At 66.8% G+C, this 15,341-nt stretch carries 9 protein-coding genes and 1 pseudogene; 8 read left to right on the forward strand and 2 right to left on the reverse strand.

Annotated elements, in window-relative coordinates; all coding sequences use genetic code 11:
* The first annotated feature begins 100 nt into the window (after positions 1-100).
* The 7 genes and pseudogenes from AC1DZC_RS18905 to AC1DZC_RS18935 all read left to right on the forward strand — a co-directional run bounded on the left by AC1DZC_RS18905 (position 101) and on the right by AC1DZC_RS18935 (position 8,681).
* A complete protein-coding gene (locus tag AC1DZC_RS18905; RefSeq protein ID WP_477044333.1) occupies positions 101-1,138 on the forward strand; it encodes a LacI family DNA-binding transcriptional regulator in 1,038 nt (345 codons plus the stop codon).
* A 57-nt stretch (positions 1,139-1,195) separates the two neighbouring features.
* Complete coding sequence (locus tag AC1DZC_RS18910; protein WP_477040949.1) at positions 1,196-2,860, forward strand: ABC transporter substrate-binding protein; 1,665 nt, start codon at positions 1,196-1,198, stop codon at positions 2,858-2,860.
* A gap of 120 nt (positions 2,861-2,980) precedes the next feature.
* Positions 2,981-3,958, forward strand: a complete 978-nt coding sequence (locus AC1DZC_RS18915; protein WP_477040950.1) for an ABC transporter permease — start codon at positions 2,981-2,983, stop codon at positions 3,956-3,958.
* 21 nt (positions 3,959-3,979) lie between these two features.
* Positions 3,980-4,948 (forward strand): annotated as a pseudogene (locus AC1DZC_RS18920) (ABC transporter permease); the annotation flags it as partial.
* Between the two features lie 81 nt (positions 4,949-5,029).
* Positions 5,030-6,010: an ABC transporter ATP-binding protein gene (locus AC1DZC_RS18925; RefSeq protein ID WP_477044340.1), complete on the forward strand. Its 981-nt coding sequence runs from the start codon at positions 5,030-5,032 to the stop codon at positions 6,008-6,010.
* Complete coding sequence (locus tag AC1DZC_RS18930; protein WP_477044334.1) at positions 6,007-7,092, forward strand: oligopeptide/dipeptide ABC transporter ATP-binding protein; 1,086 nt, start codon at positions 6,007-6,009, stop codon at positions 7,090-7,092. Before AC1DZC_RS18925 ends, AC1DZC_RS18930 begins: the two co-directional genes overlap by 4 nt.
* Before the next feature lie 44 nt (positions 7,093-7,136).
* Positions 7,137-8,681: a glycoside hydrolase family 32 protein gene (locus AC1DZC_RS18935; protein WP_477044335.1), complete on the forward strand. Its 1,545-nt coding sequence runs from the start codon at positions 7,137-7,139 to the stop codon at positions 8,679-8,681.
* Positions 8,682-8,738: 57 nt separating this feature from the next.
* Here the strand turns inward: AC1DZC_RS18935 and AC1DZC_RS18940 are convergent, their stop codons facing one another.
* Positions 8,739-9,815, reverse strand: coding sequence for a LacI family DNA-binding transcriptional regulator (locus AC1DZC_RS18940; RefSeq protein ID WP_477040952.1), 1,077 nt, complete (start codon positions 9,813-9,815; stop codon positions 8,739-8,741).
* Between the two features lie 367 nt (positions 9,816-10,182).
* Positions 10,183-12,078 carry a GH32 C-terminal domain-containing protein gene (locus tag AC1DZC_RS18945; RefSeq protein ID WP_477044336.1) on the reverse strand — a complete coding sequence of 632 codons (1,896 nt, stop codon included), beginning with the start codon at positions 12,076-12,078 and terminating at the stop codon, positions 10,183-10,185.
* Positions 12,079-12,737: 659 nt separating this feature from the next.
* On the opposite strand from AC1DZC_RS18945, the gene AC1DZC_RS18950 reads away from it, so the two are divergent.
* Positions 12,738-15,329: a GH32 C-terminal domain-containing protein gene (locus AC1DZC_RS18950; RefSeq protein WP_477044337.1), complete on the forward strand. Its 2,592-nt coding sequence runs from the start codon at positions 12,738-12,740 to the stop codon at positions 15,327-15,329.
* Positions 15,330-15,341 lie beyond the last annotated feature (12 nt).

Consider the following 15,341-nt stretch of genomic DNA (forward strand, 5'->3'; position numbering starts at 1 on the left):
AGGTCCACCACCGGTTCTTGACAGCCCCTACTAACGCGCGTAAGTTCTGCGGCGTTAACGCGCGTTAGTGCGCAGCGGACAACGAGGAAGAGCCTGGTCAATGGCGACACGAACGACGACGCGCGCCACCATGGGCGACGTAGCGGAGCGCGCGGGAGTCTCGCGTACGGCCGTGTCGTTCGTGCTCAACGGGCGATCTGACATCAGCTTGTCGGCCGAGACTCGACGTCGGGTCCTCGACGCCGCTGCCGCCCTGGGCTACCGCCCGAACGCCGGAGCGCGAGCGCTCGCGGCCCGACGTAGCGACTGGTACGGCATCGTGACCGAGATCGTGACTGCTCCGTTCGCTGTCGACATCATCAAAGGGGCTCAGGACCAGGCGTGGAGCGAGGGCAAGATGCTGCTCATCTCCTCCACCGAGAGCGAAGGCGAGAACGAGGCAGCCACCGTCGAGATGCTCCTCGAGCAGAGGGTCGAGGGCATCCTCTATGCCGCGACGTGGCACCGTGCAGTGCACGTCCCCAAGGCCTTGCATGAGGTGCCGACCGTCCTGGTGAACTGCTTCGACGCCGATGGCGTGCTGCCGTCCATCGTCCCGGATGAGGTCGGGGGCGGCTACGAAGCGACGCGTTATCTGGTCGATGCCGGCCACCGACGGATCGCACTCATCAACCTCGACCCGGAGACGCCTGCCGCGGTCGGGCGAGAGGTCGGCTACCGACGTGCTCTCGCCGAGGCGAGGGTGGAGTTCGATCCCGCTCTCGTTGCTTCGGGGCACGCGACAGCGCACGGCGGCTACGACGCCGCAGTTCGACTTCTGGACACCGCGGGGGAGCCGCCCACGGCGCTGTTCTGCGCGAACGACCGCATGGCGATGGGTGCGTACGACGCCATCAAAGAGCGGGGCCTGCGCATCCCAGACGATGTCAGTGTCGTCGGGTTCGACAACCAGGAGCTGATCGCCGCCTACCTGCGACCAGCCCTCACCACCGTCGCCCTTCCCTTTCAGGAGATGGGCGCGCGCGGCGTAGCAATGCTCGCCGCTCTCACAGCTGGACAGCCGACCGGCACACAACAGGTGACGATCGGCTGCCCGCTGCTCGAACGCTCCTCGGTGCGAGTGCGAATCGCCCCATAGAGGAGAGATCTCCCCGCCCCTTCGTCTTCAGTGTTGAAGAGAGGAAAGAACACGATCATGGCACGAACTACCCTCCTGAGGCGTGCTTGGCTCGCCTCCGCGGTCGCTCTCGCGGGCGCCCTTCTGATCTCCGGCTGTTCGAACGCCTCGAGCAACGCGGATGCGGATGGCAGCCAGCTCCTGACGATCCCGCGCGAAGACATGGGCACGTTCAACCGCAACTTCAACCCGTTCTCGCCGAACGTGGCGCCCATGACCCAGCAGGCGATCTACGAGTCGATGCTCATCTACAACCCTGCTGACGGGTCGACGACGCCGTGGCTGTCCGAGGAATGGACGGCGTCTCCGGACGGAACCGGTCTCACATTCACCCTCCGCGACGGCGTGCAATGGTCGGACGGTCAGCCTCTGGTCGCGGACGACGTGGTCTACACGTTCGACCTCCAGAAGAAGATCATGGGTGGTTTCGACTACGTGAGCTCGGTCGAAGCGGTCGACGACAAGACCGTCCAGTTCTCCTTCGACCGCCCATACTCGCCGGCGCTCTACGAGATCGGACAGCAGATCATCATCCCGAAGCACGTCTGGGAGAAGGTCTCTGACCCGGCCAAGGACACGAACGCCACCCCGATCGGGACCGGCCCCTACACCGAGGTCTCCAACTTCCAGAGCCAGTCGTTCGACCTGCTCAAGAACCCGCACTACTGGCAGCCGGACAAGCAGAAGATCGCCGGCGTCCGGATGCTCGCCTTCGCTGGCAATGACGGCGCCAACCTCGCTGCCGCCAACGGTGAGGTCGACTGGGCGCCCCAGTTCATCCCGGACATCGACAAGGCATTCGTCGCCAAGGACCCCGAGCACAACCACTACTGGTTCCCCCCGACCGGGTCGCTGGTCAGCTGGCAGCTCAACACGACGAAGGCGCCCTTCGATGACGTCGAGGTGCGCAAGGCCCTGAGCATGGCGATCGACCGCGACCAGATCACCAAGGTCGCCATGAACGGGTACACGCACCCGACCGACTGCACAGGTCTGAGCGGTGGGTACGACACCTGGCGGGACGACAGCGTCGTCGAGACCTGCACGTGGACGGTCCAGGACGTCGATGCCGCCAACGCCAAGCTCGATGAGCTCGGCTTCACCAAGGGCGCCGACGGCAAGCGGACGAAGCCGGACGGAAGCCCGTTCACGTTCGACATCTCGGTCGGTTCGGCGTCCTCGGACTGGCTGTCGGTCGCCAACATCATCAGCCAGGACCTGGCCAAGATCGGCGTCACGGCCAATGTGAACTCTCCCGACTGGGCGTCCGTGGTCGCCAGCTACGAGGACGGCACGTTCGACTCCGGCATCGTGTGGTCGAACAACGCGCCCACGCCGTATCAGTTCTACCGCGGCGTCATGTCGACCGAGACCGTCAAGCCGGTGGGGGAGAAGGCGTTCGAGAACTACCACCGGTTCGGCGACCCCGCCGCTGACGCTCTGCTCGCCGAGTTCGCCGCCACGGGCGACGAGGCTGCGCAGCACGACGTGGTCAACAAGCTGCAGGCCGAGTTCGACGCACAGGCACCGGTCGTCCCGCTGTTCCCCGGCCCTGAGTGGGGCGCCTACACGGACGTCCGGTTCACCGGCTGGCCGGGCGAGGACAACCCCTACGCGACGCTGAGTACTCGTGCACCCACGACGGTCCTGGTGCTCACGACGTTGCAGCCCGTCGAGGGCTGACCTCGCGAACTGCGAACCGGGTGAGCGATCCTCGCCCTTCTGTTCGACGACGCCCCGCGGGGCAGCCCGCGGGGCGTCGTCGCGACTCACCGCCTCAACCCCATTCGATCGGAGCCCGCCGTGCGATTCGTCCTCAGACGACTGGGTTTTTACCTCATCGCCTTCTGGGTGTCGATCACCCTGAACTTCCTCCTGCCAAGGTTCATGCCTGGCGATCCCGTCTCGAGAATGTTCGCCCGCTCGCAGAGCCAGATGACGCCCGAGCAGATCGTCCAGCTCCAACGGCTGTTCGGTGTCGACGACCGCCCGATCCTGGCGCAGTACATCGACTACATCCACAACTTCTTCACCGGGCAGATGGGCGTCTCGATCTCGCGGTTCCCGACCCCGGTGTCCGAGGTCATCGCGAGCCAGGTCGGATGGACGCTCCTGCTGGGCGGGACCGCGTTGCTCATCGCCGTGGTCATCGGCAACCTGCTCGGCATCGTCGCGGCATGGCGTCGCGGCGGCATCCTCGACTCGGTCTTCCCGCCGATGCTCGTGTTCATCGGGTCGTTCCCGTACTTCTGGCTCGCCATGGGGGCGCTGTACATCTTCGGACTGGTGCTCGGCTGGGCCCCGATGCGGCATGCGTTCAGCGTCGGGTCTGCTCCCGGCTGGAACGCTGAGTTCATCACGGACGTCGGTACGCACCTGTTCCTGCCCGCACTGACCATCGTGCTCGTCTCCATCGGCGGCTGGATGATCGCGATGCGCAACACGATGATCGCGACGTCGGCCGAGGACTACATCACGATGGCGGAGGCAAAGGGCCTGCGCCCGGGCCGGATCATGATGCGGTACGCGGCACGGAACGCGATGCTCCCCGCGGCCACCGCCTTCGGCATGTCGCTGGGGTTCGTGATCGGCGGTGCGCTGCTCACCGAGGTCGTCTTTGCCTATCCCGGCGTCGGCTACCAGCTCCTTGCCGCGGTGCAGGGCCTCGACTACCCGTTGATGCAAGGGATCTTCCTGACGATCACCGCGGCTGTGCTCGTCGCCAACTTTCTCGTCGACATCGTCTACGTCCGTCTCGACCCGCGCGTACGGGTCTCCTGAACCGGCGACGAAGGAGCCTCCATGTCCGTCATCAACCCCAGGGCCGCTTCGGCGACGCCCCGCAAGGCCGGGGTCGGCACCGGCGCCGGTCCCGATGCCACGGGTGGCTCGTCGAGCGCCGCGCCGGACGTCGTCGCATCGAAGGTCGAGCGCCGTCCGCGCACCAATCTCTGGCGTGCCCTGCTGGCCAATCGCAAGGCGACCTTCGGGGTCGTCATCCTGCTCGTCTTCGCGACGCTGGCGATCCTCGCGCCTGTGATCGCTCCGGCGGACCCGAGCCTCGTCACGAATATCGGCTCCCAGCCGCCCTCGCTCGGGCACCTGCTGGGGACGACGAGCAAGGGGCAGGATGTCCTGAGCCTGACGCTGTGGGGCGCGCGCTCGTCGCTGACCGTCGGGTTCCTGGTCGGGATCATGGCGACCCTCATCGGCATCGTCGTCGGGCTCTCGTCGGCATATTTCGGTCGCCTCACCGACGACCTCCTCTCGTTGATCACCAACGTGTTCCTGCTGCTTCCCGGCCTGCCGCTGCTGGTGATCCTCGCCGCCTTCCTGCCGTCGGGGTCGGGCACGGTCGTCATCGTGCTGGTGATCACAGGGTGGGCAGGTTCGGCGCGAGTCCTGCGCTCGCAGGCGATGTCCGTCCGCTCGAAAGACTTCGTCGCCGCGGCGACGGTGACCGGCGAACGCGCCTCCTGGATCATGTTCCGCGAGATCCTGCCGAACATGGCGTCGATCGTCATGAGCACGTTCCTGGCGTGCGTCATCTTCGGGATCGGTGCGCAGGCTGGGCTGGAGTTCCTCGGCCTCGGCGACACCTCGACCGTCAGCTGGGGCACCAACCTCTACTGGGCCAGCAACGACGGTGCGCTCCTGACCGGGAACTGGTGGGTGTTCGTCCCGTCCGGAATCTGCATCGCGCTCATCGCCTACGCGCTGGCCCAGATCAACTACGCGGTCGACGAGGTGACGAACCCCCGCTTGCGCCGTCCGCGCCGGCGTCGTGGCTCCCATGGGCACTCCGCCAGCGCGCCGACGGTGGTCGACGTCAGCGAGGTCGGGGCCGCCAAGGTGTGGGGGGAGGGGGACCCCGTCTTGGAAGTGCTCGACCTCACGGTCGAGTATCGCGGGGATCGGACCGTGGTCGGCGCTGACCGGGTGTCCTTCCAGATCGGCGCAGGCGAGGCGTTCGGGCTGGCCGGCGAGTCGGGCTCGGGAAAATCGACGGTGGCCAACGCGATCATGCGGCTCCTGCGCGACCCTGCCGTCATCAGCTCCGGCACGGTGACGTTCTGTGGTCGCGACGTGCTGGCCATGACCCCGGACGAGCTGCGGCGCTTCCGCTGGCGTGACGTCGCGATGGTCTTCCAGTCCGCCATGAACTCGCTGAACCCCGTGATGACGGTCGGGGACCAGATCATCGACATCTTCACCACGCACGAGAACATGTCCAAGCGGGACGCCCGTCGCCGGGCTGCCGAGCTCCTGGAGCTGGTGAAGATCGAGCCGGCCCGGCTCAAGTCCTACCCTCACCAGCTCTCGGGGGGGATGCGGCAGCGGGTGGTCATCGCCATGGCCGTCGCGTTGCGACCGCGGCTGCTGATCATGGACGAACCAACCACGGCGCTCGACGTCGTCGTCCAGCAGGAGATCATGGCGCAGATCGCCGACCTGCAGCGCGAGCTCGGGTTCTCCATCCTGTTCATCACCCATGACATCTCGCTGATGGTCGAGCTCTCCCACCGGATGGGCATCATGTACGGCGGCCGGCTCGTCGAGATGGGCGACTCCGCCGAGATCCTGACGCACCCTCGCCATGCGTACACGCACGCGCTGATGCATGCGTTCCCTCCGCTGTCGGGTCCGCGCAACACGCTCGCGGGCCTCGCCGACGGGGTCCGGTTCACTGACATCGGAGACCTGGAGGAGGTGACGCCGCGGCACTGGGTGGCAGCCGGATCGAGTGTCGCCGTCGCCTCACCAGTCCTTCTCGGTGCTGCGTCGCGCGACGTCGACACCGCCGTACAGAACTCGTTGGGGCACGACTCATGAGCGTCACCGTCGCCGATTCCTCCGCATCGGTCGCCGCTCCCGCGGCCGAGCCAGTGGTCCGCGTGACCGGGCTGGTCAAGGACTTCCCGATGGGTGGCCTCTTCTCTCGTGGTCACATCCGGGCGCTGGGTGGCGTCGACCTCGAGGTGCGTCGAGGCGAGATCATGGCTCTCGTCGGCGAGTCAGGCAGCGGCAAGAGCACGATCGCACGCTGCCTGGCGCGACTGGAGAAGCCGACGTCAGGCTCTATGACCGTCGCCGGCGTGGATGTGCTCCGGGCGGAGCCGCGGCGCGCATCGCGCGAGTACCGCCGCACCGTGCAGATGGTTTTCCAGGACCCCTTCGGGTCGCTGAACCCCGTGCACCGTGTAGACCACTTCCTCACGCGTGCCCTGCGCCTGCACGGGCACGTGCGGTCCCAGGCGGAGTTGCAGGCTGCCCTGAGTGAGCTCATGAGGGCCGTGGACCTGACGGACGACATCCTCGACGCCTTCCCGCACGAGCTCTCCGGAGGTCAGCGCCAGCGCATCGCGATCGCGCGTGCTCTCGCGGTCGAGCCAGAAGTCATCCTCGCCGACGAGCCCACGTCGATGCTCGACGTCTCCGTGCGGATCGGGATCCTCAACCTCATGCGCAAGCTGCGCGACGAGCGCGGCATCTCGATGCTCTACATCACGCACGACCTGGCGTCAGCACGGTACGTCGCCGACCGCACCACTGTCCTGTTCGCCGGCGAGGTGGTGGAGAGCGGTGAGTCGCTGTCCCTCATGGAGGCGCCGGCGCACCCGTACACCCGGCTGCTCCTGTCAGCTGTGCCGGACCCGCACCGGGTCGGCGGTTACGACCCGATCGAGAGGTCGCGACTGAGGGCGGCGGTGCTCGAGCCGACTCGATGCGAGTTTGCGAACGACGTCGATCAAGCCTGCCGTTCCGACGCTCCTGTGTGGCACCGCGTCGGCGACGAGCACGTGGTGCGGTGCCACCTCTACCGCCCGCGGGCCGAGGTGGCGAGACGCGCACTGACCGTCGAAGCCGCCCCTGCCACCCCCGAACCCACGACGAAGGACTGGATAGAGCGATGACGGACCAGAGCACTCGGCCCGCAACTTCCGAGGTCGGCGCCACGATGCTGAAACGGGCAGCTGCCGATCCGCACCGCCCCCGGTTTCATTTCGTGGCTCCGGCGGGCTGGCTCAACGACCCGAACGGGCTGGTTCAGCGTGACGGGATCTACCACCTCTTCTACCAGTACAACCCGCATGCCCCGGTGCACGAGCGCATCCACTGGGGTCACGCCATCTCTCGGGACCTCGTCCGCTGGGAAGACGAGCCGGTAGCGCTGGCGCCGTCGCCCCACGGTCCGGACGTCGACGGTTGCTGGTCGGGTGTCTTGGTCGACGACGACGGCGTGCCAACTCTCGTGTACTCGGGCCGACACTCGGAGCGCGAGCTGCCGTGCGTCGCGACGGGATCATCCGACCTTCGTACCTGGACGAAGGACCCGGGCAACCCCGTCATCAGCTCGACTCCGCCTGGCGTCGACGTCACGGCTTTTCGTGACCACTGCGTGTGGCGGCAGGGTGGTGTGTGGCGGCATCTGGTCGGATCGGGGATCGCGGGTGTCGGCGGGACGGCCTTCCTCTACGAGTCGGCAGACCTGCGTTCCTGGGAGCTGGTAGGTCCCTTGGTCGTGGGTGATGCGCTGGAAAGGGAGCCGGTCCCGGGAGAGACATCCGTGGACCCGCTCTGGACGGGAACGATGTGGGAGTGCGTCGACCTCTTCCGCCTCGGGTTCGACGGATCCACGAGTGTGCCGGGCGCTGATCGCGGGAGTGGGGCCGACGTGCTCGTCTTCTCGGCGTGGGACGACGGCGTGACTCACCACGCTCTCTACTGGACGGGCGATTACGACGGCGACTCCTTCGTCCCGCGCGACCTGCGCCGGCTGGATCTCGGCGGCCGGTACTTCTACGCACCGCAGTCCATGCGGGACGAGTCGGGGCGCAGGCTCATGTTCGGGTGGCTGCAGGAGGGCCGCTCCGACGCTGCTCAGGTCGAGGCCGGGTGGTCGGGCGTCATGTCACTGCCTCGGGTCGTCACTCTGGCGGCCGACGGATCGGTTCACCAGGAGCCTGCCCCAGAGGTTGCGACGCTCCGACGGGACCACGTGCGGATCGACGCGTTCGAGCTCGCGGCCGGCACGTTGCTCTCGCTCGAGGAGGTCAGGGGGGACGAGCTCGATCTCGACATGCAGCTGGTGCTTTCCCCCGGCGCGACGGCACATCTGGTGGTGCGGCAGGGCGGACCCGAGCGGACCGTGCTCTCGGTCACCCGCCGCGCCGACGACCAAGGACGCGTGGCAGTGCGGCTCGACCGGTCGGACTCAAGCCTCGACGCGGACGTCGACATGTCCGAGCGTTCCGGTGACGCGCCGATGGGTTCGGACGGGCGCGTGCACCTGCGGGTGGTCCTGGATCGCTCGGCCGTCGAGATCTTCGTCAACGGCGTGCCGCTGACGACGCGGGTCTACCCGGTCGGTCCTGACGCCGTCGGCGTCGCGCTCGGGGCCGACGGCGCCGACGTCCGCGTCGAACGTGTCGATTCCTGGCGAATGGCGAGCATCGTCGACGGACCACGGTCCTTGTGGCCGACGGCCGGAGGCCCGCCGTGAGCTGCACTCGTCGGGCCGGCCGGCGGGCTCTGACTTTGGGCCCGTCTCAGTCATGCCTCAAATTCTGGGCGGTCGGATCTCGCCCGAACCGCGCTGGACAAGGCGAGTGGGCACAATGATTCTCTGCGGCGGGAACGACGCATCGGTCATTCGTCCAAAGAGCCGCTCGGCCGCAGCGCGTCCGATGGCGAACGGGTCTTGTGCGACTACCGTCACGGGCGGGTCTAGAAGGTCTGCGAGCGAAAAGTCGTCAAAACCAATCAAAGCGATCGAGTGGTGGAGGCCGAGAGTGCGGAGCGCCCTGAACACCCCGATGGTGACGAGATTCTGACTCGCAAATATGGCCGTCGGTCGATGCGGGCGGATCAAGAGTTCCATGGCCGCATCGAAGGCGCTCTCTTCGTCATGCAGGTCCTCGATCACCAGCGAAGGATCGGTCGGAATTTCGGCGTCGGCCAGGGCTTGTCGGAAGCCTTCCAGGCGCTGCGCGGCGGTGGCGATAGTCCCGAGGTCACTCATGATCGCTATCCGGCGATGCCCGTGGCGGATGAGGTGCTCGACGGCATGCCGGGCCCCCTCGACATTGTCCGCCATGACTGTGTCGACTTCGATTCCGATCGCTGGTCGGTCGACGACGACGATGGGTGTTCCTGCGTCCATCTCCGGCAGGAGGAACGTCTGGTCCGCGCCGGTAGACGTGAGGATCAACCCGTCGACCCGCCGTGATGTGAAGGCCTCGACGAGCGCGCGTTCCCGGGCTGGGCTCTCGTCGGTGCTCGCTGAGAAGACAGCGACTCCGCGGGTCTCGGCGACGTCCTCCACAGCGCGGTGTATAGCGGCGGCGAACGGATTATCGACGCTGGCCAACAGCAGGCCGATGCTCCGCGTGCGCCGGCCGACCCGACGGAGGTTGCCGGCCATCATGTCGACTTGAAAGTTGAGCTCCGCTGCGGCGCGGTTGACTCGCTCCGCCGTCGCCGGAGCCACACCGGGTTCCCCGTTGACGACCCGGGAGACAGTCTTGAGTCCGACGCCCGCCAAGGCAGCGACATCACGCATCGTCGCGCGGGACCGCGACCGCGGCTCGGGCCGCCCACCTCCGGCGGAAGTCGATTGAGTCGACAGCGTCGTCATGGCGGCACCATAGCCCTGCTGATGGCACGACCGCCGGAGCGCTCACGCGTGCCGATCCCGCTCGGCCAGAATCAGCGGCCCGTCGAGATGGTTGTCGAGTCTCGCTTCCGTGGATACCGAGTGTGAACTTTCTCCGTGTCATCCGCCACGACGCGACCCTGCTGACGCGGCGTGGGACCGACGCGAACACACGTCAGCCCGCGGGCCGCGCCCGCCGCTGACCCGCAGGCGGCCAGGTCGCAGACAGACGGGAAGTCTCCGACTTGGTCCCAGAGCACTGTGCTCTTTCAGCATCGGCTGAGCCAGCGGTGGGGCGAGCGCTGACGCTCGCCCCACCGCCACGAGCTGGCCTTTCGGCCGTTCGGTGCTACTGCACGGCCCACGTCTGGTTGGCGCCGCCGTTGCAGTCCCAGATCTGAACTTGTCGTCCGTTGGAGTGGTCACCCGATGGCCGGTCGAGGCAGCGGGCGGCTGCCTCGTTGCGCAAGGACCCATTTGTCGAGCGTGTCCAGCGTTGTGCGGCCGTGCCGTTGCAGGCACCGGCCGAGACCAGGGTTCCGTTGCCGGTCTGACCCGATGGCAGCGTGAGGCAGGAGCCGCCCGTCGTGATGGTCCCGTTGGTGTTGAACTCCCACGTCTGGTTGCTGCCGCCGGTGCAGCTCCAGATCTGGGCGCGACCGCTGCCACCATCGCGGTCCAAGCACTTGCTTGCATCGACGGCGGAGCGGATTGCTCCTCCCGTCGGGGCCGTGCTCGGGCCTGAGGAGTAGTTGAGCTGACGGATCCGCATGTTGGTGAAGGTTGCGGCGCCGCCGCTGCTGTAGAGCGCGATCCCCTGGTCAGCGAGGGGAGCGAACATCTGGTCGGAGTGCACGTACTGCCCGTCGTCCACGAACACTTCGACGCTCGTCCGGTCGACGAGAATCCTGAGCTTCACGGACTTGCGTGCAGAATCGAACGGCGCCTGTGACTCGAGCCGGGTGTTAGACGTGTCCGGTTGGTTGGTGCTTCGACGGCTCACGTACGAGTACGACCCCGGCGTGTACACCCCGACGTCGACATGTCGCGCGCCATCGGTGGAACGACGCAATTCCAGGCCGACATTCGTCGCCGTCGTCCACGACACGTCGGCCGTGAGCTCGAACGCCTGGCCGGTGTTCGGCAACACCGTCTTCCCGTCGACGGTTGTCGTCGGCACGGTCGCTGACGAGCGTGCGACGGAATCGAGGTTCACGGGAGCAGAATTGAAGCCGTAGGTGCCATTGCTGCGTCGTACGAGCCGTATCTCTCGCACGATCGAGTCGGTGCCGTTGAACCCGTCAGATGCACGCGTGGGCGTGTTGTCCGGGTACGCCCAGTTGTTCAGCCAAGCCATGGCGTAGCGGCTGGACTGGTCGCTGCTAGCAGCATTTGCCCACGTCACTGCGCCGTACCAGTCGTAGCCGTGGTCGAGCCATTGATGGGCGCTCGTGTCCGGGACGAACACATTCCCGTCGAACGCGCCGGTGTAATAGGCAAACGAGAAGGGCGAACCGCCAGGACCCGTCGCGCTGACGCCCAGCACCCAGTGGAGCGTGCCGTCGGCAGCCCGCATCTGAAACAGGTCAGGGCACTCGAGGAAGCCCAGGTTGGGCGGATCGAAGTCGCTACGGAACGTCCATGCGCGAAGGTTCGTCGACGTGAACACCCGGATGCGCTCTCCCATGGCGACGACCATGACCCAACGGCTGCGCACCGGGTCCCACTCGACCTTGGGGTCCCGGAAGTCGGCGACCCCAGGGTTCGCCACGACGGGTGCGTTGCTGTACGGGGTGAACGTGTCCCCACCGTTGGTGGAATACCACAAGAACTGTGCCTGGGCGTTTCCGCCTCCCGCGTCCGGCTGTGTGCCGAAGGCGACTACGGCTCCGGCGCCGAAACCGGCGGTATTGTTGGTGTCGACGACTGCGCTTCCGCTCCAGATGTCAGCGTTGGGAGTCGTGAACTTCGGGATGGCGATGCCCTCGTCCTGGAAGCTGACGAGATCGGTGCTGCTTGCCATCCGCCACGCGGTTCCCCCGCCACCGGAGTTGTAGTTGCCGTTGTACAGATAGTAATACTGGTACTTCCCATTGATGAAGATGGGTCGCTGCGGGTCATTCTTCCAATTGTCCGGCACGGTGAAGTGATAAGCCGCACGGTAGGACGAGAGGGAGTCCGCCGGCGCATCCTGCGCGCTGTAGGCGCTCGGACTTCCGGCCTGCGCGCGCGGGGCAATTGCCACGGAGAGGGCGCTGGCCGCAAGAGCGGTTGCTGCGGACAATGCAATGCAGAGGGCGCGCACGAGGCTTCGATGTGCTCGCGACATAGGGACCGACTTTCTGGCCGTGACGCTTCCGCAGGTTCAGCACGAGGTTGTCTGGGTGCAGCGAAATGGCGTCATCGCCGATTGGCCGAACCGTCCGCTCGACAGGAGCCGTCCGGTCGGGGTGCAGTTTCCTTCTGGTCACTTCTTCAGGGGCGGGGACGGCGAGCGTCTGCCGATCGCGCCGGTAGATCCGTAGAGAGGCACCTTTGCCTGACCCGGCGCTGTGGAGCATGTACCGACAACGTTGTCACCGGCAGGATGCCACCGCAGAAGGACGCCGTCAACCGCGCCGCAGCCATGTGAGCTCCCGGATCCAGCTCGCAGCGGGTGCCCTCGGGCGAAGTATGGCGGCGTAGACGTCGAGCCCGCCGATGCGCACTCTCCACCGAATCCGCGCGACGACCTGCATCGACGAGGCCACGAGGCGCGCGCTCGACGCTGTCGATGGGATGACGTGGCCCAGCCGTCTCGGCGCGAGTAGCACACGCGGATCCGACTCGGCCAGACCTTGCCACCTGCCAAACCGGGCGCCTACGCTGCCGCCGTCCGATTGACAACGATGTCAGGGGTTCTTGATGCCATCCATATCGCTAAGACGGGTCGCTGCGCTCTCTGCGGCCGCTCTTGTGTTCGCCTCGAGCCTCGTCGCCGGAGGGCCAGCAGTGGCGAGTGAACGCAGGCCGAGCCCACCGCCTTCACCGAGCTCGCCTCCCGCGTCTGACCCCTACCGGCCCGGCTACCACTACACGCCGGACGCCAACTTCATGAACGATCCGAACGGGCTGATCCACAAGGACGGCATCTACCACCTCTTCTACCAGCACAATCCGTACGGGCCGACATCCGGCAACGGGTCCTGGGGCCACGCGACCAGTCCGGACCTCGTGACGTGGACCGAGCAGCCTCTTGCCATCGTCTCCGATGCGGCCGAGGACGTCTGGTCCGGAAGCGTCGTCTTCGACAAGAAGAACACCAGCAAGCTCGGTACGAAGGCCGATCCGCCGCTCGTGGCGGTGTACACCAGCTTCGACAAGGCCACCGGAGTTCAGCGCCAGGCACTCGCATCCAGCACGGACGACGGCCTCACGTGGACCAAGTACCAGGGAAATCCGGTGCTCGACATCGGCTCCAAGGACTTCCGCGACCCGAAGGTGTGGTGGGACGCCGACCGATCCCGTTGGGCCATGGTCGTGTCGCTGGCGGCCGAGCGGAAGGTGTCGATCTACTCGTCTGCTGACCTGAAGACCTGGACCCATCAGAGCGACTTCGGACCCGATGGCGTGACGGCAGGGGTCTGGGAATGCCCCGACCTGTTCCAGCTCAGAGACCAGAAGACAGGCAAGAAGCGCTGGGTCCTGGTCGTCAGCGTGAGCGGCCGGACCCAGTACTTCATCGGGAAGTTCGACGGCAGCGTCTTCACCTCGTCCGACCCGGCCTACTCGCCCCCGCCAGGAACGGTCCTCGCCGACTTCGAGGGCGCGGACTATGGCGCCTGGACGGCTACGGGGACCGCGTTCGGCGCTGGCCCTGTCGCGCCCGGCGCTGACGTGACGGGCTACGTGGGACAGCAGCTCGTCGACAGCTTCGGGGGTAGCGACTCAGCGACGGGCACGCTGACTTCTCCTGACTTCGTCGTCGACGATCGCTACCTCAACTTCGCCTTGGGCGGCGGGAACCATCCGCGCGTGGAGGGCGGTACGACTGAGCCTCCTGCCGGTGAGCTCTTCGCGGACTTCGAGGCGGACGGACCCCCCGCAGGTTGGACGGGGACCGGGGACTTTGCCGAGATCGGGTCGACGACATGGAGCGACCTGCCTGGACGGGTGGGCCGTGGGGTGCTCGATACGTGCTGGGGCTCGTGCGACGCGGCGACGGGGACGATCACGTCGCCTGCCTTCACGATCGACAGCAGCTGGATCAACTTCGTTCTCGCCGGCGGGAACCACCCGATGGGCGGCGACGGGCCAACCGCAGTGAACCTGATCGTCGATGGCGAGCGGGTACTGACGGCGACGGGTCCGGGCTCACCCAACATGGACTGGGTCGCCTGGGACGTGTCGGCGTGGAGCGGTCACCAAGCCGTCATCGAGGTCGTGGATGACCGGACGTCCGACTGGGGCCACATCATGCTCGACCACATCGTCTTCTCCGACGTCGCCGCCAAACCTTGGTCGGCGGAGACCACGGTGAACCTGCTCGTCGACGGAGACGTCGTGCGGACAGCGACCGGGCGGGACGGGTCGGGCCTCGACTGGGTGTCGTGGGACCTGTCGGACCTGCAGGGCGCACACGCACAGGTGCAGCTGGTCGACGCGGCGGTCGGGGGCTGGGGACATCTCCTCGCCGACCAGTTCGTGCTCGCTGGCGAGCCGGCGCTCAGCTCGTGGGATCGCGCTCGGTTCCTCGACCACGGCTCGGACTTCTACGCCGCGGTGACCTGGAACGACGTTCCGGATGGCAGGCGCCTGCTCATCGGCTGGATGGGAAACTGGGACTACGCCAACAGCACGCCGACCGGCACGTGGCGCGGAGAGCAGTCCGTCCCGCGGGAACTGACGCTCACGACGGTTGACGGGCGCCAGACGGTGCTCTCGTTGCCAGTCAGCGAGGCCGACTGCCTGGTTCTGGACCCGGTCACCGTCTGGTCCAAGGGGAAGATCCGCTCGCACGGAAACACTGGCCACGGCCCTGGCGGAGCGGACGACGCCAAGGGCGGCGGCGCCCACAAGACGGTTGCCGTGGGTCCTGGTGAGAAGCGCGTCGACGTGCATGGAACGTCGTTGCGGATCGACGCCGTCATCGAGCCCGTAACGGCCTCGACGTTCGGCATCGACGTCCGGGCCGGAGGCAACCAGCGCACCCGCATCGGCTACGACGTGAACCAGCAGCGGATCTTTATCGACCGCACTCAGTCTGGGGACGTCTCGCTGGGCGGCAACTTCGCCTCTGTGCACAGCGCTCCGCTGCCACTCGACGGACCGCTCGACCTCGAGATCTGGGTCGACAGCTCGTCGATCGAGGTCTTCGCGGAGGGCGGGCGCGTTGCGTTGACCGACCTCGTGTTTCCCGATCTGACGAGTGATGGCGTCAAGGTCTTCGCCGAGAATGGAACGGCGCGGGTCTCCTACCTCGCGGCCTCCCCGGTGAAGACGCCCGAGCTCGACTGAGCCAGGGGCGTG

The organism is Cellulomonas sp. P2_B4 (assembly GCF_056404795.1).